At 71.8% G+C, this 23,281-nt stretch carries 21 protein-coding genes and 1 pseudogene; 12 read left to right on the top strand and 10 right to left on the bottom strand.

What is annotated here, in order from left to right:
- Positions 1-68 precede the first annotated feature (68 nt).
- A complete protein-coding gene (locus ABCS02_RS27385) occupies positions 69-2,903 on the bottom strand; it encodes a hypothetical protein (RefSeq protein WP_345838866.1) in 2,835 nt (944 codons plus the stop codon).
- A gap of 99 nt (positions 2,904-3,002) precedes the next feature.
- On the opposite strand from ABCS02_RS27385, the gene ABCS02_RS27380 reads away from it, so the two are divergent.
- Entirely contained in the window at positions 3,003-3,230 is a 228-nt protein-coding gene (locus tag ABCS02_RS27380; RefSeq protein WP_345838865.1) for a hypothetical protein, read from the top strand.
- Between the two features lie 14 nt (positions 3,231-3,244).
- Here the strand turns inward: ABCS02_RS27380 and ABCS02_RS27375 are convergent, their stop codons facing one another.
- Positions 3,245-3,433, bottom strand: coding sequence for a hypothetical protein (locus ABCS02_RS27375; protein ID WP_345838864.1), 189 nt, complete (start codon positions 3,431-3,433; stop codon positions 3,245-3,247).
- A gap of 41 nt (positions 3,434-3,474) precedes the next feature.
- A complete protein-coding gene (locus ABCS02_RS27370) occupies positions 3,475-4,110 on the bottom strand; it encodes a TMEM175 family protein (protein WP_345838863.1) in 636 nt (211 codons plus the stop codon).
- Here ABCS02_RS27370 and ABCS02_RS27365 point away from each other — a divergent pair.
- Positions 4,043-4,585: pseudogene (locus tag ABCS02_RS27365) on the top strand (NUDIX domain-containing protein); the annotation flags it as partial. The gene ABCS02_RS27370 and the pseudogene ABCS02_RS27365 overlap by 68 nt on opposite strands.
- A gap of 44 nt (positions 4,586-4,629) precedes the next feature.
- Here the strand turns inward: ABCS02_RS27365 and ABCS02_RS27360 are convergent.
- From ABCS02_RS27360 to ABCS02_RS27350, 3 genes are read right to left on the bottom strand one after another with little or no spacing between them, the layout of a single operon-like run.
- Positions 4,630-5,205, bottom strand: a complete 576-nt coding sequence (locus ABCS02_RS27360) for an isochorismatase family cysteine hydrolase (protein ID WP_345838862.1) — start codon at positions 5,203-5,205, stop codon at positions 4,630-4,632.
- Between the two features lie 16 nt (positions 5,206-5,221).
- Positions 5,222-5,623, bottom strand: a complete 402-nt coding sequence (locus ABCS02_RS27355; RefSeq protein ID WP_345838861.1) for a DUF6855 family protein — start codon at positions 5,621-5,623, stop codon at positions 5,222-5,224.
- Between the two features lie 38 nt (positions 5,624-5,661).
- Positions 5,662-6,690, bottom strand: a complete 1,029-nt coding sequence (locus tag ABCS02_RS27350; protein WP_345838860.1) for a serine hydrolase domain-containing protein — start codon at positions 6,688-6,690, stop codon at positions 5,662-5,664.
- Positions 6,691-6,859: 169 nt separating this feature from the next.
- On the opposite strand from ABCS02_RS27350, the gene ABCS02_RS27345 reads away from it, so the two are divergent.
- Genes ABCS02_RS27345 through ABCS02_RS27330 form a run of 4 tightly spaced genes read left to right on the top strand, consistent with a single transcriptional unit; the run spans position 6,860 to position 11,685 of the window.
- Positions 6,860-8,155 carry a sugar ABC transporter substrate-binding protein gene (locus ABCS02_RS27345; RefSeq protein WP_345838859.1) on the top strand — a complete coding sequence of 432 codons (1,296 nt, stop codon included), beginning with the start codon at positions 6,860-6,862 and terminating at the stop codon, positions 8,153-8,155.
- 10 nt (positions 8,156-8,165) lie between these two features.
- Complete coding sequence (locus tag ABCS02_RS27340; RefSeq protein WP_345838858.1) at positions 8,166-9,131, top strand: sugar ABC transporter permease; 966 nt, start codon at positions 8,166-8,168, stop codon at positions 9,129-9,131.
- A complete protein-coding gene (locus ABCS02_RS27335) occupies positions 9,128-10,039 on the top strand; it encodes a carbohydrate ABC transporter permease (protein ID WP_345838857.1) in 912 nt (303 codons plus the stop codon). The genes ABCS02_RS27340 and ABCS02_RS27335 overlap by 4 nt, the downstream gene beginning before the upstream one ends.
- A complete protein-coding gene (locus ABCS02_RS27330; RefSeq protein WP_345838856.1) occupies positions 10,036-11,685 on the top strand; it encodes a hypothetical protein in 1,650 nt (549 codons plus the stop codon). Before ABCS02_RS27335 ends, ABCS02_RS27330 begins: the two co-directional genes overlap by 4 nt.
- Before the next feature lie 22 nt (positions 11,686-11,707).
- Here the strand turns inward: ABCS02_RS27330 and ABCS02_RS27325 are convergent, their stop codons facing one another.
- Positions 11,708-12,934 carry an endo-1,4-beta-xylanase gene (locus ABCS02_RS27325; protein WP_345838855.1) on the bottom strand — a complete coding sequence of 409 codons (1,227 nt, stop codon included), beginning with the start codon at positions 12,932-12,934 and terminating at the stop codon, positions 11,708-11,710.
- Positions 12,935-12,957: 23 nt separating this feature from the next.
- Positions 12,958-13,617: a GntR family transcriptional regulator gene (locus ABCS02_RS27320; protein WP_345838854.1), complete on the bottom strand. Its 660-nt coding sequence runs from the start codon at positions 13,615-13,617 to the stop codon at positions 12,958-12,960.
- Between the two features lie 117 nt (positions 13,618-13,734).
- Between ABCS02_RS27320 and ABCS02_RS27315 the strand changes: the two genes are divergently transcribed.
- From ABCS02_RS27315 to ABCS02_RS27290, 6 genes are read left to right on the top strand one after another with little or no spacing between them, the layout of a single operon-like run.
- Entirely contained in the window at positions 13,735-15,777 is a 2,043-nt protein-coding gene (locus ABCS02_RS27315; protein WP_345838853.1) for a beta-galactosidase, read from the top strand.
- A complete protein-coding gene (gcvPA, locus tag ABCS02_RS27310; protein WP_345838852.1) occupies positions 15,774-17,150 on the top strand; it encodes an aminomethyl-transferring glycine dehydrogenase subunit GcvPA in 1,377 nt (458 codons plus the stop codon). Before ABCS02_RS27315 ends, gcvPA begins: the two co-directional genes overlap by 4 nt.
- Positions 17,147-18,760, top strand: a complete 1,614-nt coding sequence (gcvPB, locus tag ABCS02_RS27305) for an aminomethyl-transferring glycine dehydrogenase subunit GcvPB (protein ID WP_345838851.1) — start codon at positions 17,147-17,149, stop codon at positions 18,758-18,760. The genes gcvPA and gcvPB overlap by 4 nt, the downstream gene beginning before the upstream one ends.
- Positions 18,757-19,911, top strand: coding sequence for an NAD(+)/NADH kinase (locus tag ABCS02_RS27300; RefSeq protein ID WP_345838850.1), 1,155 nt, complete (start codon positions 18,757-18,759; stop codon positions 19,909-19,911). The genes gcvPB and ABCS02_RS27300 overlap by 4 nt, the downstream gene beginning before the upstream one ends.
- A complete protein-coding gene (locus tag ABCS02_RS27295) occupies positions 19,902-20,660 on the top strand; it encodes an SDR family oxidoreductase (protein WP_345838849.1) in 759 nt (252 codons plus the stop codon). The genes ABCS02_RS27300 and ABCS02_RS27295 overlap by 10 nt, the downstream gene beginning before the upstream one ends.
- 30 nt (positions 20,661-20,690) lie before the next feature.
- Positions 20,691-21,440, top strand: coding sequence for a formylglycine-generating enzyme family protein (locus tag ABCS02_RS27290; protein WP_345838848.1), 750 nt, complete (start codon positions 20,691-20,693; stop codon positions 21,438-21,440).
- A gap of 1 nt (position 21,441) precedes the next feature.
- On the opposite strand, the gene ABCS02_RS27285 is transcribed toward ABCS02_RS27290, so the two are convergent.
- Positions 21,442-22,767 (bottom strand): glycosyltransferase, encoded by a 1,326-nt coding sequence (locus ABCS02_RS27285; protein WP_345838847.1) that lies wholly within the window; start codon positions 22,765-22,767, stop codon positions 21,442-21,444.
- Positions 22,768-22,994: 227 nt separating this feature from the next.
- Positions 22,995-23,231: a carbon storage regulator CsrA gene (gene csrA / locus ABCS02_RS27280; protein ID WP_345838846.1), complete on the bottom strand. Its 237-nt coding sequence runs from the start codon at positions 23,229-23,231 to the stop codon at positions 22,995-22,997.
- Positions 23,232-23,281: the final 50 nt, after the last annotated feature.

Below are 23,281 nucleotides of genomic sequence, written 5' to 3'. Positions count from 1 at the left end.
CCTGGATTTGTGCCGAATGGTCGTTACCGGCGTCTGTAAGCCGCCATTCGGCACGAATGTACGCCGGGTCAGAGTCGCCGCATGAGGTCGCGGAGGGCGGTCATGTACTGCGTGGAGGCCTGGTAGTTGGGGTGCGTCGCCACCTTCACCAGGTACAGCGGCGGCCCGAACTCGTCCGCTCCGCGGTCGATCTCGTTGTCCTTGAAGGACGCGTCGGGGAAGCCGAGGTAGTCGGTGCGGCGCCACAGGTTCACCCACGCCACCGCGCCGTCCGGCTGGGTCAGCAGTTCGCGCAGCGTCGGCTTGTCGCGCTCGGCGGGGTCGCGACCTCCCGAGCCCTCGGCGTTGTGGTCCTCCACGACCTGCCTCAGCCAGGGGTCGGCCTTCCACAGCGACGGCGCCCGGCTCGGGAGGGTGCCGAGCGCGCCAGGGCCGAACAGCTCGGGGAAGAAGCGGCCGAAGTAGGCGCGTAGCTGCGTTCCGTAGGTGAGCAGGCCGACGTTCTTGAGGCCGTCCGTGGTGTCGGCGCCGAGGGTGAAAATCGTGGAGACGGCGAGGACCGCGCCGAGGCTGTGCGCGCTGACCACGACCTTGCGGCGCTGACGAGTGGTCAGCGCCCGCAGCTCGTCCCGCGCGCGCTCCTCGGCGGTGCGGCGGTCCCCCACCGTCCCCGCGCCCGCGGCGATGTCCGCCTCCAGCCACGCGACGATGCGGTCGCGTAGCTCCGGGATGACGCGCTCGGCGTAGCAGGGCGGCCCGAACGGGTGGCCGGCGCGCGGGAGGAAGCACATCAGGTCCCACATCACGCCGATCGGGCGCTCCTTCGTCGTGAGCGCGTTCTCCGCGATCGTCACGACGGCGGCGACCGAGATCACGCCGAGCGCGGGGAGGGCGAGGTCCAGCAGCGCGGGACGCAGGGGTTGCGGGAGGGCGATCGCGACGATGACGCCGAGCGCGAGCAGTGCGGCGAGGAGGCCGAGCACCGGCTCCCCGCGGTGGAACAGGGCGGCCGAGCGGCGGGCGTTGAGCATCCGGAAGTCCAGCTTCCCCGCCGACTTCACCTGCGGCACCCGTCCGTCGCGGTAGCTGCGCAGCGGCTCGCGGATCGCCCGGCCGCCGACCGTCTCCGGCGTCGTCAGCCGCGGCGTCGTGCGCATCCGCAGCAGCGCGACGACGAGCACGAAGACCAGGAGCACGACGGCGAGCACCGGCACCGTCCCGCCGAAGTTCCGGTACGCGACCGGCGTCGACAGGCCGCCGGGGGTGAGCGGGCAGATCGGGGTGGGGCCGCCGGTCGAGGCGAGCGCGCACTGCGTCCCGAGCACGAGGAGGGTCGACAGCAGCATGGCCGCGCCGAGGGAGAGCAGCATGATGACGCCGGGGCCGGTGCCGCGCCAGCCCTGGTAGGCGAAGCTGCGGCGGCGCCCCATCGGCCAGAAGATCACCAACGCGGCGAGCAGCACAGCGGCCAGGGCGGCGAGCAGGTACGCGGCTGTGGTGAGGGGCGCGAGCCGCAGGGACTTCGGGGTGGACACGACCGCTACCAGCAGGGAGACGCCGCCGACCGCCACCACGAGCACCGACAGCCAGCGCGGCACCCCGCGGCGCCAGCCGAGCGCCGAGAGGGCGATGGCGAGCAGCACGCCGAGGATGATGGAGGGCGCGATCACGAGGCCCAGGAACGAGGGCGCGTGCTCCACGGTCGGCCCGGCGGGCAGCGCCACGGCCACCGCGACGGCGACGTACACCGCGATCGCGGCCAGCAGCATCCAGCCGGCCACGGCCTCCCTCCGCCGCAGCTTCAGCCGGATGAGCGTGTGCCGCCGGGCGACGCGGATGCCCGGCTCGACGCCCGCCATCGTCCGCTCGGCGCGGCCGCGCACCGTGGTGTCCACATTGCGCACGACGAGCGCGACGACCACGACCAGTCCGGCCGCGCCGAGAACGGCGCCGAGGGTCAGCCACCAGCGCGACAGCAGCGGGGTGCTCGCCGGGTCGAGGCACTCCGGCGGGAGGTCGACGCCCGCGGGCGCGCACGTCCAGAACACGCCGTCCCAGCCGACCAGCAGCGCCATCAGGAAGAACGCGGCCGCCGTGTGCAGCAGCTCGCTCGGGGCCTTCACGCGCGTGATCCCCCAGAACCCGTCGGTCGCGAGCGGGCGGCGCGGGGCGGCGGCCTGGCCCTCCGTCACCCCGCTGAGGTCGCTGGCGGCACGGATCTTCGCGGCCGTGCCGAAGATCCCGGCCTCGTACCGGGTGCGCGCCTGGTGCGAGACGAAGAACAGCAGCAGCACGCCCGCGATCGGGACGAGGGAGAGGAGCGCGACCCGGATGCCGCGGTGGTCGAGCCCCGGCGAGGTGAAGAACGCGGTCACCCAGCCGGGCAGCGCCGGGCACAGCGACGGATGGGTCAGGCACTGCGTCCCGATCAGGTCCAGGCTCACGGATGCCAGCGCGCACACGTACAGGAGGGTGAGGCCGAGCGCGAACACCCGCAGCGACGCGGCCCCGCGGCCGGCCTGCCACTCCCCGGTGCGCGGCTGGTCGGGGATGCGGCGCGTCCAGTACGCGGTGTTGCACAGCCCGAACGGCAGGATGAGCAGCCAGGCGAGCTGCACGAAGAACTGGCCGATCGCCACGAGCGCGCCGCCGCCGTAGCGGGCCAGCATCCCCCACGAGTAGCCCTCGCGGCGGATCACGGTCGGAGGCGTCGCCGGGTCGGACGGGTCGGCCGGGTCGACGGTCGGGACGTAGAAGCCGCCGTTCTCGTCGGCCTGGTCCGGGCGCACGTCGCCGGGCGCGACGCCGAGCATCTCCGCCGGCGGCGTGTTCTTGATCCCGTGGATCCTCAGCTCCAGGACGGTCGGCCCGCGCGAGGCGAAGACCGACGGCGACCGCGCCATGCCCGCAGGGTACCGGGGGGCGGACCGGGGCGTCTACAGGCGGTGCACGCCTGTGCAGGACTCTGGCCCCGCGGGCCGCGACAGCGTACCCTCCTCGCTATGAGCAACCCTGAAGAGCCCACCGGCGACGCTCGCGAGAACCTCGAGGGCAGCTACACCGAGTCCGACGACGAAGGACCGCACGAGCGCACGGTCCACGGTCAGTACACCGAGTCCGAGGAGAACCCCGGCCCGGAGCCCGATGTCGAGGGCACCTACACCGACGTCGAGGAGCCCGCGGACGCGCCGGAGGGCGAGTACACCGAGGGCGACTACCGCGAGCCCTGAGCTCGCGGCGCCGCTCAGGCGTAGCGCTTGCGCGCCTTCTCGGCCTGCTTCTTGGCCTGCTTGCGCGCCTTCTTGACGTCCGGGTTGTTCCAGAACGCGGTCACCGACTCGACGATCTGGTCGTAGCGCTCCCGGCCCGCCCGTGAGCCCAGGACGTAGGCCGCGGCGATGGCGAGGAGCACGAAAAAGGTCTTGGGTCGCATGCCGCGACGATAGCCCCGGTCCGGCCCGGTGGGAAGGGTCGTCAGGGCCGGGCGCCCGCGTGATCGCGCGAGCGCGTCATCCTGCCCAGGACGAGGTGCAGCGGTCGGGAGAGGAACAGCAGGAACAGCCACAGCATCCCGATGTTCGGGAACAGCACGGCCAGCACCCCGGCGATGACCAGCAGGACGATGAACGTCCAGCCGCGGAGCGGGTCGGCCTGCGCAGCGCCCTCCTCCGAGAGCATCCCCGGCGTGCGCAGGATCAGGAGCTCCATGAACTGCATCGCGAGCGTCGTCAGCAGCAGGTTGCCGATGTAGAGCGCGTAGACGTCCGGCTTCTCGTTCGGGCTGTCGGAGAGCACGTTCGCGGTGAACGGCATGAAGACGATGCACGCCAGCCACAGCATGTTGAGCCAGAGCAGACCGGGGGTGTAGCTGTCGATCCAGCCGAAGACCTGGTGGTGCACCATCCAGAGTCGTGCGATGACGACGAAGGAGATGGCGAAGGCGAGGAACTGCCAGAAGTTGTGGTCGAAGTAGGGGCCGATGCCCTCCTTGGCGACCTCCGGGCCCGCGTCGACGAGCGGGAGGATCAGCAGGGTGATCGCGATGGCCACGACGGCATCGGAGAAGTTGACCAACCGGTCGAATCCCCGCTGCGTCCGCACCACCGCCATACGCACATACTGCCTGACCGTCGCCCGTTCATGCGAGACTGCGGGGATGCCGCACCTCAACACCGGACCGGGCGAGTACGACCTCACGGCGAGCGCGCTGATCTTCCGCGAGCTCGACGGCCGCACCTGCCTGCTCGTGCACCGCCACCGCAAGCGCGGCATCCTGATGCAGCCGGGCGGGCACGTGGAGCGCGCGGAGGACCCGTGGGCCGCGGTCGCGCACGAGCTGCGCGAGGAGTCCGGCTACGACCTGGAGCAGCTCCAGCTCCTCCAGCCCGCGCACAGGATCGAGCGCGCCGAGGGCGTCGCCGTGCTGCCGACCCCGCTGGTCGTGGACGTGCACCCGATCACCGACGACCACGCGCACACCGACATCGTGTACGCGTTCGTCGCGACGACCGACCCGGCCGGAGCGCCGGGCGAGGACGAGTCGCAGGAGCTGCACTGGCTGCCGGTGGACGGGTTGGCCGGGCCGGAGGCACCGGCCGACCTCGCCCCGGGACTGGCGGAGGTCGCGCTCTACGCGATCGACGCGATGAAGTCGTCGATGCTGGTGACGGTGACGCCTCCGCGGGCGAACACCTTCGCGGTGAGCACCTGGTGGACCTCCGGGTCGGAGTCCCAGCAGCCGTCCTCCAGCACCACGAGCCGGTAGTCGCGGTCGGAGGCGTCGCGCACGGTCGAGAGCACGACGCCGCTCGTCGCGACGCCCGCAAGCACGAGGGTGTCGATGCCGCGCGCGTCGAGCTGCTCCGCCAGGTCGGTGGTGCTGAACGCGCCGACGCGCTGCTTGCGGACGACGATCTCGCCCGCGGCGGGGGCGATGCGCGGGTCGATCTGCGTCTCCGGGCGGCTCGCGTCGAGGCGCTCGGCCGCACCGGCGAACCGCGAGCGCGCCGGGACCGCGGCGGCCTCCTCCGCGGTGAGGGCGACGCGCACGTAGCCGACGGTGACGCCGGCGGCGCGGGCGGCCTCCCTGGCCCGGACGAGACCCGCCAGGAAGGCGTCGGAGTCGGGCATGCGGGAGAGGATGCCCGGCTGGAGGTCCATGAGCAGGAGCGCGGTCGTGGCGGGGTTCAGGGCGAGATCGTTCACATGTATAAACTACCTGCTACTTCGCCCGTGCCCGGTTGTTCCGTGCGTCGTGCGTCAGCTCGATCAGCCCGAGCTGCTCCAGGAGCGGCGGGAGGTACATCCCGAAGCGGCCGCGGTAGCCCTTGCGGAGGCCGTACCAGCCGCCGACCGGGTTGACAGGGTCGCGGCCCCAGGCCTCGATCGTGCCGGCGACCACCGGCTTGTTCTCGTCGGCGGCGCCCAGCGGCACCCAGTCGCCCTGCTCGCGCAGCCAGGCGGCGAGGTCGTCGATCGCGCTCGCGTGGTAGCTCAGCCGGGTCGAGCCGACCTGGCAGACCAGTGCAGGCGGGTCGGCCTCGTCGTCGCGGTACATCGTGTACTCCGAGGTGCCCGGCGCCGTGGTCAGCCGCCACGGATCGTCCTTCGTGCCTGCGCCCATGGTTCCTCCTTGTGTCTCTGCGAGAAGTCTGGACCCGCTCAGTCGCAGGCCACCAGTACCGCGTCGCTCACGTCGCTGAGGTGACGGAGGGCGCGGCGGCGCTCGTCCGCGGTGTTGGTGAGGTAGGCGAGCACGACGTCGCGCACCGGGTCGGCCCAGACGTTGCAGATGCTGCTGCCGTTGTGGCCGAAGGTCCGTGCGTCGGCCCGGGAGCCGGTCGGCCGGGCCAGGCCGATCGGGCCGCCGAGCTGGAAGCCGTGCGCCCAGCGCACCGGGTGGCCCATGATCCGGTCGGGCTCGCCGTCGCTGGAGACGGCCCGTGCCGCGGCGATGGTCTCCGGCCGGAGGACGCCCTCGCCTCCCGCCAGCAGCATCCGGTAGAACTCGGCCAGTTCGCGGCCGTTGGTGCTCACCGCCGCGGCCGGCGCCGGCACCGCGCGGGTGCGCGGCCGGTTGAAGAGGAGGGTCCTCGCGCGCTCGGGAGCGCTCAACGCCCGCAGTGGCACGGCCCGGCCGGCTGCCGCCTCCGGGAGGCCGAGGGTCGTCTCGGTCAGCCCAGCCGGGCGCAGCAGGTTCTCGGCGATGAAGCGCTCGGCCGGCATCCCGCTCACGCGGCGCACCAGCTCGCCGAGGATGAAGCCGAAGCTCAGCACGTGGTAGCCCACGACTTCACCCGCGGCCCAGCGCGGACGTGCGTCCTCCGCCGCCGCGACCGACCGCCCCGGGTCGGTCATGCGCACGGTGTCGCCGAGCAGCGTGCCGGTCGAGTACGGCACGCCGGCGCGGTGCGTGAGGACGTGCCGGATGGTGATGTCCGACTTCCCGCCGCGCGCGTACGCGGGCCAGTGCGCGGCGACGGGGTCGTCCAGCCGCAGCATCCCGCGCTCGGCGAGCAGGTGCACGGCCAGCGCCACGAAGGGTTTGCTCACCGAGAACGTGTAGAACAGAGCGTCGGGTCCGCACCCGGCGCGGCGGTCGAGGACGACCTCCCCGCCGTGGACGACGGTGAGCCACGACGCACCGCCGCGGGCGTCCACGAGGTCGAGGACGCGGCGGAAGTCGGGCATGACCGCATCATCGCGTGCCTCCCGGGAGCGTGCAAGGAGTGGATCAGGCCGCGCGCCGAACACTTGCATTCGTCATCTGCCTACTGTATACAGAATACAGATCACTCGAAGCTCCACCCGATCCCACAGCACCACCCCACAGCAGAGACTCTCAAGGAACGAGGTACTCATGTCTCGCGTCGACTCAAAGGTGAGAAGGGCGCTGGCCATCACGGCGGCCGCCGCGTTGGCTCTCGGACTCGCCGCCTGCTCCGGCAACGGCGGATCCGGCACCAAGACCGTCGTCTGGTCCACCTGGGGAACCCCCGAGGAACTCACCCGGTACAAGGAATTCGACACCCAGTTCATGAAGCAGCACCCCGACATCAAGGTCGTGCTGCAGCCGGTCGCCGACTACGGCGACTACCACACCAAGCTGCTCGCCCAGCTCGCCTCCGGCACCGCCCCCGACGTCTTCTACATCGGCGACGACAAGATCGGGCAGTTCGTCAACTCCAAGGCGCTGCTGCCGCTGAACGCGCTGATGAACTCCTCGGCCAGCAAGACCAAGCCGGCCGACTTCGCGCAGGGCCTGTTCGGCGCCACCAAGAAGGGCGACGAGCTCTACGCGGCGCCCAACGACTCCAACCCGGACGCCCTCTGGTACGACAAGGCCGCGCTGAAGAAGGCCGGCGTCACCGAGGACCCGGCGAAGCTCGCCGCCGAGGGCAAGTGGACGACCGCGGCCTTCCTCGACATGAACGAGAAGCTCCACAAGGCCGGGCTGACCGGGTCGATGTTCTGGAACTACTGGTCCACCCACTACGGCTGGATCTCCTCGCAGGGCGGGAAGGCTTTCGACTCCAGCGGGAAGTTCGTCGCCAACACCGACCCGACCAGCGTCAAGGCGATGGACGTGCTGGCCAAGAACTTCCAGAACGGCACCTTCGTCGTCGCGGACACCCTCCCGGAGGGCGCCGGCGCCGACAGCGTGTTCGTCACCCACAAGGCGGGCTTCTTCGTCCAGGGCCGCTACACGATCGGCACCGTGAAGGCCGCAGGCGACCCGGAGAACTACGACGTCGCGCCGTGGCCGACGCCCACCGGCAAGGCCGCCCCGACCGGCGTCGCGGTCAGCTACCTCGCGATCAACGCCAAGACGAAGAACCAGGACGCCGCGTTCACGTTCTGGACGAACTTCCTCTCCGCCGAAGGGCAGACCTTCCGCCTGAAGGGCGGCGGCAACGCGGTCCCGTCCATCAAGGGCGCCGACTCCGTCGTCCTGGACGGCTACCCGGCCCACGCGCAGACGCTGCTCGACATGCGCGACATCGGCTTCGAGGACCCGACCACCGAGGCCTCCGTGCCCGGGCTCTCCAGCGACATCAGCGACAAGATGCTGGCGCTGTACCAGGGCAAGGAGTCCACGCAGGCCACCCTCGACGACGTCGCGAAGATGATCGCCGACAAGACCGGCGGCAAGTGAGGCGACGGACGTGAGCGCACTGGGAGAAGCGGCCGTGGTCACCGAGGCCGAGGTCACCCCCGTCTCGCCGGGCGGGCTCCGTACGGAGTCCGCCTGGCGGCGTCGCGACCGGCGCTGGGGCTACGTCTTCGTCGGCCCGCAGCTGCTCGGGATGGCGCTCTTCGTCGTCGTGCCATTCGTGGCGAGCATGGTGCTCGCCTTCGCGCACTGGGACGGCCTCAACGACCTGAGTTGGGTCGGCTTCGACAACTTCAGGACCGAGCTGACCGACCCGCTGTTCGGGAGGGCCATCCTCAACACGCTCCTGATCGCCCTCATCACGGTGCCGATCGGTCTCGGGCTCGCGGTCGTGCTCGCCGTCGCGCTCGAACGGCTGAAGACGCGCACGCTCTACCTCATCCTGTTCTTCGCGCCGGTCGTCACCTCGTCGGTCGCGGTCGCCATGATCTGGCAGCAGCTCTTCCGCAAGGACGGCGTGATCAGCGGCTTCATCGCCTCCGTCTTCCACATCGCGCCGCCGGACTGGCTGGGCGACCCGCACCTGGCCCTGCTCGCGGTGTGCATCGTGACCATCTGGTCGTCGGTCGGCCTCAACGTGATCATCTTCCTGGCCGGCCTCCAGAACATCTCGCCGGCGGTCATCGAGGCCGCCCGGCTCGACGGCGCCGGCGCGCTCACCCTCTTCTTCCGGGTGCGGCTACCGCTGCTCTCGCCGATCATCTTCTTCTCGACGGTCATCGCGTTCATCAGCTCGCTGCAGACCTTCGACACCGTGTTCATCCTCACGGCGAACGCCGGACCGGACAACGCGACCCGGACGATCGTCTACCACATCTACGACCTGGGCTTCGGGAAGTTCCAGTTCGGTCCCGCGAGCGCGGCCTCCATCATCCTGCTGGTCATCACGCTGATCATCACGGGCATCCAGTTCACCGCGCAGAAGAAGTTCGTCCACTACGAGGATGGTGCAGCATGACCACCGCAGAGCTCCGGACGCCCACCCCGGCCACGGCCCCGCCGGCCTCCGCTCCTCGGGCGCCCCGCACCGGCCGCGGTGCCGCGCGCGCCCGCACGACCGTCCTCCACGTCGTGCTGCTCGCCGGCGGCATCGCGATGGTGTTCCCGTTCCTCTGGATGCTGGTCACCTCGTTCAAGTCGCTCCCGCAGCTGCTCAACGACCCGCTGAGCTTCTGGCCGCAGCCGTTCACGCTGCAGAACTACGTGGACGCCTGGAACGACGTGCCGTTCGGCACCGCCTACTGGAACACCATCTACATCGCGGTGCTCGTCGTCGCGGGCACCCTGATCACCGCCGCAATGGCCGGGTACGCGTTCGCACGCATCCCGTTCCGCGGCAGCCGGGTGCTGTTCGTCGTCTTCCTGGCGACGCAGATGATCCCGATGCAGGTCACGCTGATCCCCTTCTACTTCCTGATGGCGAAGCTCGGCTGGGTGGACTCCCACCTCGCGCTGATCGTGCCGGCGGCGCTCGCGAACCCGTTCGCGGTGTTCCTGATGCGCCAGTTCGTGCTGTCGCTGCCGAAGGAGCTGGAGGAGGCCGCGATCGTCGACGGCGCCGGGCGGTGGCGGATCTTCTGGAGCATCATCCTTCCCAACCTGAAGCCGGGGCTCGGCGCGCTGGCGATCATCGTGGCGCTCAGCACCTGGAACAACTTCCTGCTGCCGCTGGTCATCCTCAACACGCAGGACCTGTTCACGGTGCCGCTGCTGCTGCAGAGCTTCCGCGGACAGTTCGGATCGGTGAACTACGGGCTGATCATGGCGGCGTCGGCCATCGCCACCATCCCGATGCTGATCGCGTTCGTGATCGGCCAGCGGCGCATCCTGAACAGCATGGCGGCGTCGGGACTGGGCGGCCGGTGAGCGAGGTCGCTGCCGGGACCGCGCGCGAGGCCGCCGAGCGGGTCTCGCCGTTCCTCGATCTGGTGTCGGCGCCGTTCACACTGCCGGGGTCGCGCATCCTGGTGTTCCGGGACGCAGGGCTGCCGGACGCTCTGACGGTGCGGCTCGCGGAGTACGAGCGCGACCTGGACGACTGCGTGCTTGTGCGCACGCTGCGGGTGCTCGACGGCGCCGGGCGGGCGGTGCCGGTCTCCGCGGTGCATCCCGACCGCATCTCGTTCGGCGACGTGACGCTGACCTTCGACGGGCCGACAGCGCTGAGCATCGGCGGCGACGGGGACTGGGCGGTGGAGCTCGACCTCCCGTCGGGCGACGCGCCCGCCGTGCTCTCCTCGGCGGACGGCACCGTGCGGATCACCTCCGACGGAGTCGCGCGCGGGTCCGCGCAGGACGGCGCCCTCGCGGCGACCGCGGCGGTCTGGGACGACTGGCTCGCCCGCACGCCCGCCGTCCGGGCGGACCTCGCCGACATGACCGCGTTCTGCTGGTGGGTTCTCGGGGCCAACATCGTGTCGCTCCCGGGCCGCGGCGCCCGCGCCGTCGTGCCGTCGAAGATCGGCTACGTCGGCCTCTGGCAGTGGGACGCCTACTTCATCGCCTCCGGCCTGCGGCACGGCGACCCCGACCTGGCGCGCGAGCAGCTCGAGCTGGCGTTCGGGTTCCCGGGGGCGGACGGGCAGCTCCCGGACGTCGTGCACGACGAGGGCATCCTCGCGTCGAGCGACGACCTCCCGCCGGGCGACCGCGAGAACCTGCGCCGCGCGGGCTCGGCGATCGCCGACCCGACCGCGCCCATCCCGCTGACCAAGCCGCCGCTCGCCGCGTGGGCGCTGCGCCGACTGGAGGGCTACGTGGACGACCCGGCGTTCTTCGACAGCGCCTGGGAGGCGGTGGCCCGCAGCCAGGACTGGTGGTTCGCGCACTCCGACCTCGACGGCGACGGAATGCCGGAGTACGGCCACCCGTATTCCTCGGGCCTCGATGACAGCCCGGTGTTCGACGCCGAGCTGCCGGTGGCCTCCCCCGACCTCGCCGCCTACCTGATCCTGCAGGACGACCTGCTGGCCGGGCGCGCACGGGCGGTCGGGGATGCGGACGGCGCTGCGCGGCACGCCTCGCGGGCGTCGCGCACCCTCGCGCTGCTGGAGGCGATGTGGGACGAGTCGGCGGGCTACTTCCGCTCGTACGGGGCCGGGGCGCCGGTCAACGCCGAGACTGCCGTGTCGCTGCTGCCGCTGCTCACCGGGCGCCTGCCCGGCCGGTACGTGGCCGGCATCCTCGCCGCCCTGGACGACCCGACGCGCTTCGCGACCACCTGGAGCGTGCCGACCGTGGCGCGGCGGGAGCCGTCATTCTCGGACGAGCGGATGTGGCGCGGCCCGGTCTGGGTCAACGTCAACGCGCTCCTCGCGGAGGGCCTCGCGGTCTCCGGCCACCAGGAGCGGTCGCGGGCGCTCGTGGAGGAGACGCTGCGCCTGGTCATGCACGGCGGCGGGCCCCACGAGTACTACAACCCGTCGACGGGGGCGAAGCCGCCGCGCGCGACGACCGCCTTCGGGTGGTCCGCGGCGCTGTTCGTGGACCTGGCGGTGCAGGTCAGCGGCTGAGATTTGTGCTGAATGGCGGTTATCACGCGTCGAGAGTGACCATTTGTGCCGAATCCTCGCCGCGCGCGATTTCGAAGGAGGCGGTGGTGGTGCCGGTGGCGGTGGCGCGGTAGGCGCCGGCGACGCCCTCCACGCGGAGGCGGCCGGCGTCGTCGGTGCGGACGCGGGTCGGAGCCGTCCACCACTCGTCGCGGACCAGCCGGTCCAGCACCTCATACGCCGGCTTCGGCGACCCGTCGGCACGCACGAGCCCCGACGGCGCGCCCAGCCACGCGCCGGCATCCGAGAAGCCCCAGTAGGTGACCGACTCGACCGCGGGGTGGCCGAACAGCGAGCGGTAGTGGCGCTCGATGTCGTCGGCCTGCCTGGCCTCCCCCTCGGGCGTGGTCGGCCAGGAGTCGATCCGGTAGTCGTTGAGGTCCTCGATCTCGGGCGGCATGAGGTGGCCGGAGACGAACGTCGTCTCGGTGAGCTGCAGCGGGAGGCCGAACCGGGCGAAGCGGTCCACGATCGCCAGGATCTCTTCCTCGCCGCGGTAGCCCTGGTGCATGTGGGTCTGGAGGCCGATCGCGTCGATGCGCACACCGCCGGCGACCGCCTCCTCGATCACCCGCTCGTAGTCCGGCGAGAGGTCGAAGTCGTTGATGACGAGCGTCGCGTCCGGGTTCGCGGCGCGCGCCTCCTCGAAGGCCAGCCGGATCAGGTGCTGCCGGCCGCGGGCCGCGGCGAGCGGGGTGATCGCGTTGGCGCCGTTGGCGAAGACCGGCATGATGACGGTCTCGTTGATCGCGTCCCAGAGCTGGATGACGTCGGCGAAATCCGCGACGACCTCGCGCACGTGCGCGCGCAGCAGCCGCTCCACCTCGTCGTCGCCGCCGGCCTCCATCAGCCAGTCGGGCTGGACGGTGTGCCAGACCAGAGGGTGACCCTTCACCCGCACGCCCTGCCCGACCAGCCAGGCGGCGGTCTCGTGGAGGCGGGCCGCACGCGTGCGGCCGCGCTCGGGCTCGTAGGTGCCCCAGTAGAAGGGCAGCGTCGCCTGGTTGAACAGCCGCAGCCACGGCTCGGCGTCCGCGGTGCCGTGCTCGACGAAGTCGAAGCCGATGTTGCCGAAGCCGAACGCGTGCGAGCGCTGCTCGACGGTCACCTCGCGGTCGGCGAGCGGCGAGCCGTCGGGGCCGAGGAGGGTGAGGACCGTGCTTCCGGTGCGGTGGGCGGGTGCGGACGCTGGGCTGGTGACGACCTCCATGCCCCCACGCTATCCGGCGCGGGTCAGCTCAGCCGCTCCCACTTGATCCCGGCGTCCGCGAGCAGCCGGCGCATCCCGTTCGTCCAGTTCTCCGCGAGCGCTGCCTTCGCAGCCGGGACGTCGCGCTCGACCAGGTGCCGGGCGATCTGCGCGTGCTCCTCGGCCGAGCGCTCCACGAGCACGTCGTCGCCGACGAGGAGGCTCTCGTAACGGTGGATGGCGCTGCGGACCTGGGCGATCTGCTCCAGGAGCTTGCGGTTGGGGCAGGCGCTCAGCATGAGGTTGTGCCACTCGTCGTCCTTGCGGTTGACGACGGCGTGCTGGGCGACGTCGTCCGAGAAGGCGGCGGCCAGGGCGGCGAGGCGCTGGCCGAGGGCGGCGAGCTCGTCCACCGGGGACAGGTCGAGCGCCAGGCCCTCCAGGGTGACGATGATCGGGCAGAGGTCCTCGAACTCCTGGGCGCTGAGCGGGACGAAGCGGAAGCCCTTGCCGTTCTCGCTCTCGATCTGGCCCTCCGACTCCAGGGCGATCAGGGCTTCGCGCAGCGGGGTGCGGGAGACGCCGAGCTCGGCGGCGAGCTGGACCTCGTTGATGCTCTCCCCCGGGCGGACTTCGCCGGCGCGCATTCGCGCGATCAGCTCCTCGCGCACCTGTGAACGCAGGTTCTTGCGTTCGATCGCCATGTGACCCTCCCGGCCGGACTCGTGGTCGCCAGCTTAGGGGTTGACCCATCGCTTCGATCCCTTTAGCGTTACTGTATACAGAATACAGTCGACACGGCAGAGAACACAAGGAGACCGATGACGATCCCCGAGCCCCGGAGCATCCGGCTCGACGCGCTCGCCTACGGCGGCGACTACAACCCCGACCAGTGGCCCGAAGAGGTCTGGGCGGAGGACGTGCGCCTCATGGTGGAGGCCGGCGTCAACATCGTCACGCTGCCGGTGTTCTCCTGGCCGCTGCTGGAGCCGGAGCCCGGACGCTGGGACTTCGCCGGGCTCGACCGGATCATCGACCTCCTCTGGGCAGCCGGCATCACGGTCGACCTGGCCACCGCGACCGCGACCCCGCCCGCGTGGCTCGTGCGCGAACACCCCGAGGTCCTGCCCTGGAACGCCGACGGCGTGCGGCTCGAGTTCGGGTCGCGCCAGTCGTACTGCCCGAGCTCTCCGGTGTTCCGGGAGGCCGCCCTCCGGCTCACGCGCGCCCTCGCCGAGCGCTACGGCGACCATCCCGCGCTCGCGCTCTGGCACGTCTCCAACGAGTACGGCGACCACGTCGCGCGCTGCTGGTGCCCGGAGTCCGCACGGCACTTCCGCCGCTGGCTGGAGGCCCGTTACGGGGACATCGCCGGCCTCAACGAGGCCTGGGGCACAAGCTGCTGGGGCCAGCACTACCTGAGCTTCGACCAGATCGAGCCGCCGCGCACGGCGACCGGGCCGATCAACCCCGCGCAGGTGGTGGACTTCGAGCGGTTCTCCTCCGACGCCCTCCTGGAGCTGTTCCAGTCCGAGGTCGACGTGCTGCGGGAGGTCACGCCCGAGATCGCGGTGACCACCAACTTCATGAGCCTGTTCCGCGAGCTCGACTACTGGGACTTCGCCGACGCGGAGGACCTGGTCACCGACGACGCGTACCCCGACCCCGCCGACCCGCACGCGCATGTCGGCGCCGCGCTCAACTACGGGCTGATGCGCAGCCTGAAGGACGGCCGGCCCTGGCTGCTGCTGGAGCAGGCGCCGAGCGCGGTGAGCTGGCGCGACGTCAACGTCCCGAAGGCGCCGGGGCAGCTGCGGCTCGGCAGCCTCCAGGCGGTGGCGCACGGCTCGGACGGCGTGATGTTCTTCCAGTGGCGGCAGGCGAAGTTCGGGCCCGAGAAGTTCCATTCGGCGATGCTCGGCCACACCGGCGAGCGCAGCCGCAGCTACCGCGAGTCGAAGGCACTCGGCGCGGAGCTGAAGAAGCTGGAGGCCGTTCGCGGCACCCGTGTCCGCTCCTCCGTCGCCCTGGTGGCCGACTGGGACGCCTGGTGGGGAGTGTCGCAGACCGAGTCGATGCCGTCGCAGCGCCTCGACTGGCTGACCGAGGCGCGCGCCTGGCACGCCGCGGCGTTCGCGCTCGGCCAGCCGGTGGATGTCGCCCGGGCGGCCGGCCCGTTCGGGTCGCACCGCGTGGTGCTCGTCCCCAACCTCTACGCGGCGACCGCCGAGCAGGCCGAGGCGCTGAGCGCGTTCGTCGCCGCCGGCGGCCACGTGGTCGTCGGGCCGTTCTCCGGCGTGGTGGACCACCGCGAGCAGGTGCACGAGGGCGGCGCCCCCGGACCGCTGCGCGACCTCCTGGGCGTGGAGGTGGACGAGTGGTGGCCGCTCGCCGACGGCGCGCAGCGCACGGTCGAGCTGGGCGGAGCCGTCCACTCCTCCCGCGTGTGGGGCGAGTGGATCGAGACCGCCCCCGGCACCGAGGTCCTCGCGCGGTTCGCGGACGGCGACCTCGCCGGCCTCCCCGCACTCACCCGCCGCGCGTACGGCGCCGGCGCCGCCTGGTACCTGGCCACCGGACTGGACGACGCGGGGATGCGCGCCGTGCTCTCCGCGGTCTTCGCCGCCGCCGGCGTGGCCACCCGCGAGCCGGACACCGCACTGGAGGTCGTCACCCGCACCGACGGCGCCACCGACTTCACCTTCGTGCTCAACCACGGCCGGGAGACGCGGACGGCTCCGCCCATCCCGGGCGGCACCGACCTGCTCACCGGCGCAGCCTCCGGCGACGGGCTGCCGCTCGACCCGTTCGGCGTCGCCGTGATCCAGCACCCGAACCGCACCGACAGCGAGAGGCAAGCATGACCCACCCCTTCGTCCATCCGTATGTGCCGAACACGGCGCCCGAGTCGCGGCAGGCGATGCTCGACGCGGTCGGCGCGGCCTCCGTCGAGGAGTTCTACGCCGACGTCCCGGCGGACCTGCGGCTCGGCCGCGACCTCGACCTCCCGGAGCCGCTGATCGCGGAGCAGGATCTGGTCCGCCACGTCGGCGGGCTGCTGCGGCGCAACCGCGCGGTGGAGCCCGGCCGTCTCTTCCTCGGCGCGGGCACCTACAACCACGCGGTGCCCGCCGTCGTGGACGAGGTGATCAACCGCAGCGAGTTCCTCACCGCGTACGCGGGCGAGCCGTACGAGGACCACGGCCGGTTCCAGGCGCTGTTCCAGTACCAGTCGCTGATGGGCGAGCTGCTGAACCTCGACGTCGTGAATGTACCCACCTATGACGGTTACCAGGCGGCGGCGACTGCGCTCGCAATGGCGACCCGCATCACCGGCCGTCGCGGCATCCTGCTCGTCAGCGATGCCCACCCGGACAAGCTGTCGAAGGTGCGCGACTACCTGCTGCCCGTTGCGGACCTCACCATCGTCCCGACCGTGGACGGCGTGGCCGACGTCGCGGCGGCCTCCGCCCTCATCGGGCCGGACACCGCGGCGGTCTGGATCGAGACGCCCAGCTTCCACGGCGCCCTGGAGACCGCGGTCGCCGAACTGGCGGACGCCGCACACGCCTCGGGCGCGGTGCTGGTCGCCGGCACGGACCCGATCGGGCTCGGCGTGCTCGCCTCCCCCGCCGACCTCGGCGCGGACATCGTGCACGGCGACATCCAGTCGCTCGGCCTCCATCCGTGGTTCGGCGGCGCGCACGCCGGCTTCATCGCCGTCCGGGACGACACCCGCTTCGTGATGGAGATGCCGTCGCGGCTGTTCGGGCTGGAGTCCACCGACGTCCCCGGCGAGTACGGCTTCGGCGACGTCGCCTACGACCGGACCTCGTTCGCGCTGCGCGAGGAGGGCAAGGAGTGGGTCGGCACGGCCGCCGCGCTGTGGGGGATCGCCGCCGGCGTGTACCTCGCGCTGATGGGCCCGCAGGGGATGACCGAGCTCGGCGACACACTCATGTCCCGAACGGCATATGCGCGCCACGTGCTCACCGCGGTGCCGGGAGTGACCGCCGCCGACCGCGCCGTGCACTTCCGCGAGTTCGTCCTCGACGTGTCCGCGGCCTCCCTTACCGCCCCCGAGATCGTCACCGCCCTGCGTGCCCGCGGCTTCGAGCCGGGCCTCGCATTGGATGACATGCGCCTCCTGGTATGCGTCACCGAGCAGAACACCCAGACCGACATCGACGACCTCGCCGCCGCGTTCGGCGCCGCCCTGAAGGAGAACGCACGATGACGCTCCCCGTCGCCCCCAAGCCCGCACTGCGGCGCTTCCACCAGGCCCGCTGGGACGAGCCGATCGTCTTCGAGCTGCACACGCCGGGTGAGCGCGGCGTGATCCCGTCGCGCACCGAGGACGTCGTCCGCGCCGCCGTCGGCGATGTGGTGGCCGAGCTTCCGGCCTCCCTGCGCCGCGCCTCCGCCCCCGCTCTTCCGGAGCTCGGCCAGATGCGCGTGCTCAAGCACTACCTCCGGCTCAGCCAGGAGAACCTCGGCGCCGACCTCAACGTCGACGTGGGCCAGGGCACCTGCACGATGAAGTACGCGCCGAAGGTGAACGAGGCGATCATCCGCACACCCGACCTCACCGAGCTGCACCCGCTGCAGGACCCGGAGACGGCGCAGGGCGTGCTGGAGATCGTCTGGCGCACCGAGCGGATGCTCGCGGAGATCTCAGGAATGAGCCGCGTCTCGCTGCAGACCAGCGGCGGCTCGGAGGCGATCTGGGCGAACATCTCGATGATCCGCGCGTACCACGCGTCCCGCGGCGAGGCGGAGCAGCGCGACGAGGTGATCACGACGATCTTCTCGCACCCGTCCAACGCCGCCGCCGCCAAGATGGCCGGCTACAAAGTCATCACGATCTTCCCCGACGCCGACGGCTACCCCGACGTGAAGGCACTGCGTGCTGCCCTCTCCGAGCGCACGGCCGCGATCATGGTCACCAACCCCGAGGACACCGGCATCTACAACCCGCGCATCCGCGAGTGGGTCGAGCTGGCGCACTCGGTGGGCGCACTGGCGTCCTACGACCAGGCGAACGCCAACGGCATCCTGGGCATCACCCGCGCCCGCGACGCCGGGTTCGACGTCTGCCACTTCAACCTGCATAAGACTTTCGGCACGCCGCACGGCTGCGGCGGCCCCGGCTCCGGCGCCAACGCGGTGTCGGAGGCGCTCGCGCCGTTCCTGCCGGGGCCGGTGGTCGAGAAGGTGGGCGACCGCTACGTGCTCGACGCGGACCGGCCGCAGTCGATCGGCTCGGTCGCGCCCTTCTACGGCGTCATCCCGAACATCGTGCGCACGTACGCCTGGCTCCGCGCGCTCGGGGCGCCGGGCCTGCGCGCGGTCGCGGAGACCGCCGTGCTCAACAACAACTACCTGATGAAGCTCGTGCTCGACATCCCGGGCGCCAGCGCTCCCTATGCGGAGGGCCGTCGCCGCATCGAGCAGGTGCGCTACTCCTGGCAGGAGCTCTTCGAGGAGACCGGCATCAGCTCGGAGGAGATCGGCATCCGCGCGGCCGACTTCGGGATGCACTACTGGACGAGCCACCACCCGTACGTGGTGCCGCAGCCGTTCACGCTGGAGCCGACCGAGTCGTACTCGAAGGCGGAGCTGGAGGAGTACGCGCGGGTGCTCGCAGAGGTGGCCCGCGAGGCGCGGGAGACCCCGGAGGTCGTCCGCTCCGCGCCGCACAACCAGACCGTGCACCACACCCACCACGACGACCTGGACGACCCGGAACGCTGGGCGGTGACCTGGCGCGCCTACCGGCGCAAGCACTTCGGCGACGGCTCGGGTGTCGCCGCTGTCGCGCCCGTGCTGGAAGAAGCGGTCGTGTGACGATCGGTCTCATCGTGAACCCCGTCGCGGGGGTCGGCGGCCCGGCCGGGCTCGCCGGCAGCGACGGCGTCGCGGTGCAGCGGGAGGCGCTGCGCCGCGGCGGCCGGCCCCGCGCCGGCGAGCGGACCGTGGAGGCGCTGCTCGTGTTGGCGTCCGCGCATCCCGGCGCCGAGGTGCTCACCGCGTCCGGCGCGCTCGGGGAGGACGCCGTGCGCGCCGTCGGACTCATTCCCCGTGTGGCATACACGCCGCGCCACCCCGCGACGGCCACGGACGAGGATGACACGGCTCGGGCGGCGGCGGCGCTGCGGGCCGCGGGCGCGTCCCTGATCCTGTTCGCCGGTGGCGACGGCACGGCCAGGGATGTCGCTCGCGGCCTCCCGGCCGGCTCGCCCGTCCTCGGCATCCCGGCGGGGGTCAAGATGTACTCCGGCTGTTTCGCCGTCTCCCCCGCCGCGGCCGGTGCCCTCGCCGCCGACTGGACCCGCTCCCCCCTTCCCACCGCGGAGGCAGAGGTGCTCGACCTCGACGAGGCGCTGCTGCGCGCCGGCCGTCCCGATCCGCGCCTGTTCGCGCTGGTCCCGGTCCCCGTCGCCGCCGGGCGCACCCAGGCGCGCAAGGCGTCCACCCCGGCGAGCGCCAGGGAGGCCGTCCGCCGCGCCGTCTCGGGCGCCGCCGGCATGATGCGCCCCGGCGTCCGCTATCTCCTCGGCCCTGGCGGCACCACCGCCGAGCTCGGTCGCCTGCTCGGACTGGACACCTCCCCCCTCGGCGTCGACCTCGTCGAGGACGGCCGGCTGCTCGCCCGGGACATCACGGAACAGCAGGCGCACGACGCCGTCACCGGCCACGAGGCCCAGGCGGTCGTGACCGTCATCGGCGGCCAGGGCTTCCTGCTCGGCCGCGGCAACCAGCAGCTCTCCGCGCGCGTGATCGCCGCGCTGGGCGCCGCTCCCCTACTCGTGGTCGCCACCGAGCAGAAACTCTTCGACCTCGCCGGCCGGCCGCTCCTGGTCGACACCGGCGACCCGGCTCTCGACCTGCGGCTGGCCGGTCACGTCCGCGTGACCACCGGGCCCGCCACCGCGAGCCTCTACCCTGTCAGTGCCGCCTCGGCGGCCCCCATCGAAGGAGAACCCGAATGCGTCTAGCCGGCAAGTCCGCCATCGTCACCGGAGGGGCAGGCGGCATCGGCCGCGCCACCTCCCTCGCCTTCGCGGCGGAGGGCGCGCGCGTCGCCGTCGTCGATCTGCAGCTGGAGGCCGCCGAGGCCGTCGCCGCCGAGATCCGGGCGGCCGGCGGCGAGGCGATCGCGCTCGGCGCCGACGTGTCCGCCGAGACCGACGTGGAGCGTGTGGTCGCCACCGTGGTGGAGGCGTTCGGCGGTGTCGACGTCTCGTTCAACAACGCGGGCATCATCCGCCGCACGACGGCCGTGGAGACCACCGTCGAGGAATGGGACCGCGTCTTCGGCGTCAACGTGCGCGGCGTCTTCCTGATGTGCAAGCACGTCGTGCCGGTCATGGCGGCGGCCGGGAAGGGCTCCATCATCAACACCGGCAGCGGCTGGGGCCTGAAGGGCGGCGGCCAGGCCATCTCCTACTGCGCCTCCAAGGGCGCGGTCGTGAACATGACCCGCGCGCTGGCGATCGACCACGGCCCGCAGGGCATCCGCGTCAACTCCATCAACCCGGGCGACGTCAACACCGGGATGCTGCGCGACGAGGCCCGCCAGCTCGGCCAGGAGGCCGGCTCCTTCCTCGCGGAGGCCGCCGACCGCCCGCTGCGCCGGATGGGCGAGCCGTCCGAGATCGCGGCCGCGGTCGTGTGGCTGGCCAGCGACGAGTCGTCGTACGTCACCGGCACCGCCCTCGTCGCGGACGGCGGCGGGATCGCGTAACCCCTGCCGCTTTGTGCCAGGGTGGGACCCGTGGAAGGCGCGGACATCGACCTGGCGTACATCCCGCCCGGCGCGGTGCAGCTCCACGACGCCCGGCTCAAGCGGCGGTGGACGGTGGAGCTGGAGTCGTTCGAGATCGGGGTGTTCCCGGTGACGGAGGAGCAGGTCGCCGAGCTGATCGGTGAGCCCGCGGCGCATCCCCGCCGGCCGGCGACCGGGGTGAGCTGGCTGCGCGCGATCCGGTTCTGTAACGCGGCGTCCGAGTGGGAGGGCCTCGACCCGGCCTACTCCGTCGACGGCGAGGACGTCACCTGGCACGTCGACTCCGACGGCTACCGCCTCCCCACTGAGGCCGAGTGGGAGCACGCCTGCCGGGCGGGCTCGACCGGACCGCACTACGGGCCGCTGGCCGAGGTGGCCTGGACCAGCGCCGACGGGCTCAGCGCGCCGCATGACGTGGGCGGGAGGCTGCCCAACCTCAACGGCCTGTTCGACACGCTCGGAAACGTGTGGGAGTGGTGCTGGGACTACCTCGACCCTGCGCGCTACGACGACTACCGGGTCTTCCGCGGCGGAGGCTTCGCCGACGACGCCTGGAGCGTGCGGGCGTCGGTGCGGCGCGGCGGGTCGCCGCGGACCCGGCACGAGGACCTCGGCTTCCGGGTCGCGCGCGGCGGCTTCGACGCCGAGGGCGCGGCGCAGGGCTGGTCCGCGGAGGCCGACCGCGAGCGCGCGGCGCTGGAGTCCCCGCTCCCGCCGGGCTGGACTCCGCGGCGCTGACTCAGCGACCGGCGGCGCCGTCCACCCGGTGCTCCTCGGGGAGGGTCACCTCCACTCCGCGACGAGTGCCCCAGCGGCCGTGGCGCAGCGTCAGCAACGCGTACGTCCGCAGCCAGACCAGCAGGAACACGTGCAGCAGCCCGTACAGCGGCGCCATCGCGAAGCCGCCGATCCGCACCGGGAGGCTGCGCGCCGTCCCCGCCATGTCGAGGTAGCGGATCGAGCGCGCGTAGGCGAGCAGCGCGACGAGCAGCAGGTAGGTGAGGAAGGGCGCGCTGCCGTGCAGGATCGGCGCCACCACCAGCGCGTGCATGATCGCGATCGAGAACACCACCCAGGTGACGAGCTCGACAGCCGTGAGCCAGAAGGCCGTCTTCCGCGGCGACATCGACCGCAGCACCCAGAGGGACTCGCGGAAGAACGACTTGTTCCAGCGGATCTGCTGCCGGGCGTAGTGGCCGAGCCGCTCCGGGACCGCCGTGTAGGCCACGGCGGAGGGCTGCAGGAGCGCGTCGCCCTCCAGCAGGCCGTAGTTGGTGAGCCGGCGGTCGTCGCCGAAGACCGCGGGAGCGCCGAGGAAGGTCTGCGTGAGGAAGTCCTCCCGGTAGGCGCGCATCACCTCGGTGCGGTAGACGGCCAGCGAGCCGCAGGCGCACAACACCGAGCGCAGCGTCGAGTACGCGCCGCGCTCGTACAGGAACGCGTTCGCATAGCGCAGGTCGGTCAGCCGGGTCAGGAGGTTGGTGCGGTAGTTGAGCGCCAGCACGAGTCCCGTCACCACCTTCACCCGCTCGTTCACGAACGGGATGATCGCGTTCTCGACCGCGCGCTCGTCCAGCACGGTGTCGGAGTCCACGCAGAGCAGGAGGTCGGCGTCCGGCTGGAGGTCGAGGCACGCGACCAGGCCCTCGCGCTTGCCCCGGTTCACGGCGAATTCGACCACCCGGAGGTCGATGCCGCGCTCGGCGAACGACGGGATCCAGCTCCGGGCCTCGTGCAGGGCCGCCCCGTCCTGCGAGCCGTCATCGACCACGACGATGCTCTGCACGGGTCGCGTCTGCGCCAGCAGCGACGCCAGGCTCGCCCGCAGCATCTGCGGGTCCTCGTTGTACATCGGGATCGCGACCCCGACCCGGAGGCCGTCGAGGACACTCCGCTCCCCCGCAGTGCGCACGGTCCCCGGGCGGTGGAGCCACGACAGCAGCAGCTTCGTCCCGAGCAGCACGGTGACGGCGATCCCGTACCAGCCGGGTCCTCCCGCGTACCACCAGAGCCAGGCGAGTCCCGTGCTCACCGCCAGGAAGATCGTCGCGGCGACCACCTTCATGGTGGTGGAACCCTGAATCCCGGAGTATTTCAATCTCACACTGCAGGATAGGAGCGCGCGACGATCGAACGCGGAGAACGCCCACGAGAGAGCGAGCGGGCTCGAACGGGTGAACGCGCACGCAGGGGAGGGCGCCCGGAGGGCCGCGGACGCGAGCGAAAGGGTGAAACCGCACCCGGTGGCGGACGCGCTGAGTGGACGCTACCCGCGGGTCATCGTGAGGGCCGTCAGAGCCCGAGCGACCGCTTGATGAGCGTCTCGGCGTCGTCCGGGCCGACGGCCGGGGCGGTCGCCTCCCTGTTCGCCTCCGTGACGGCCTTGACCACTTCGTCGCGCTGGATGCGGATGCCGCGCGGAGCCTCGATGCCGACCCGCACGCCGTCGCCGCGGACGTCGAGGATCGTGACGACGATGTCGTCCCCGATGAGCACGCGCTCGCCGACCTTCCGGGTCAATACCAGCATTGATCCAGCCTATCGGGCACGCGACCCGTCTCCCACTCCCCCATCCGGCC

It is taken from the genome of Microbacterium sp. X-17 (genome assembly GCF_039615055.1).
Note: the sequence above shows the minus strand (reverse complement) of the source record. Positions and strands in the feature narration are given on the sequence as shown.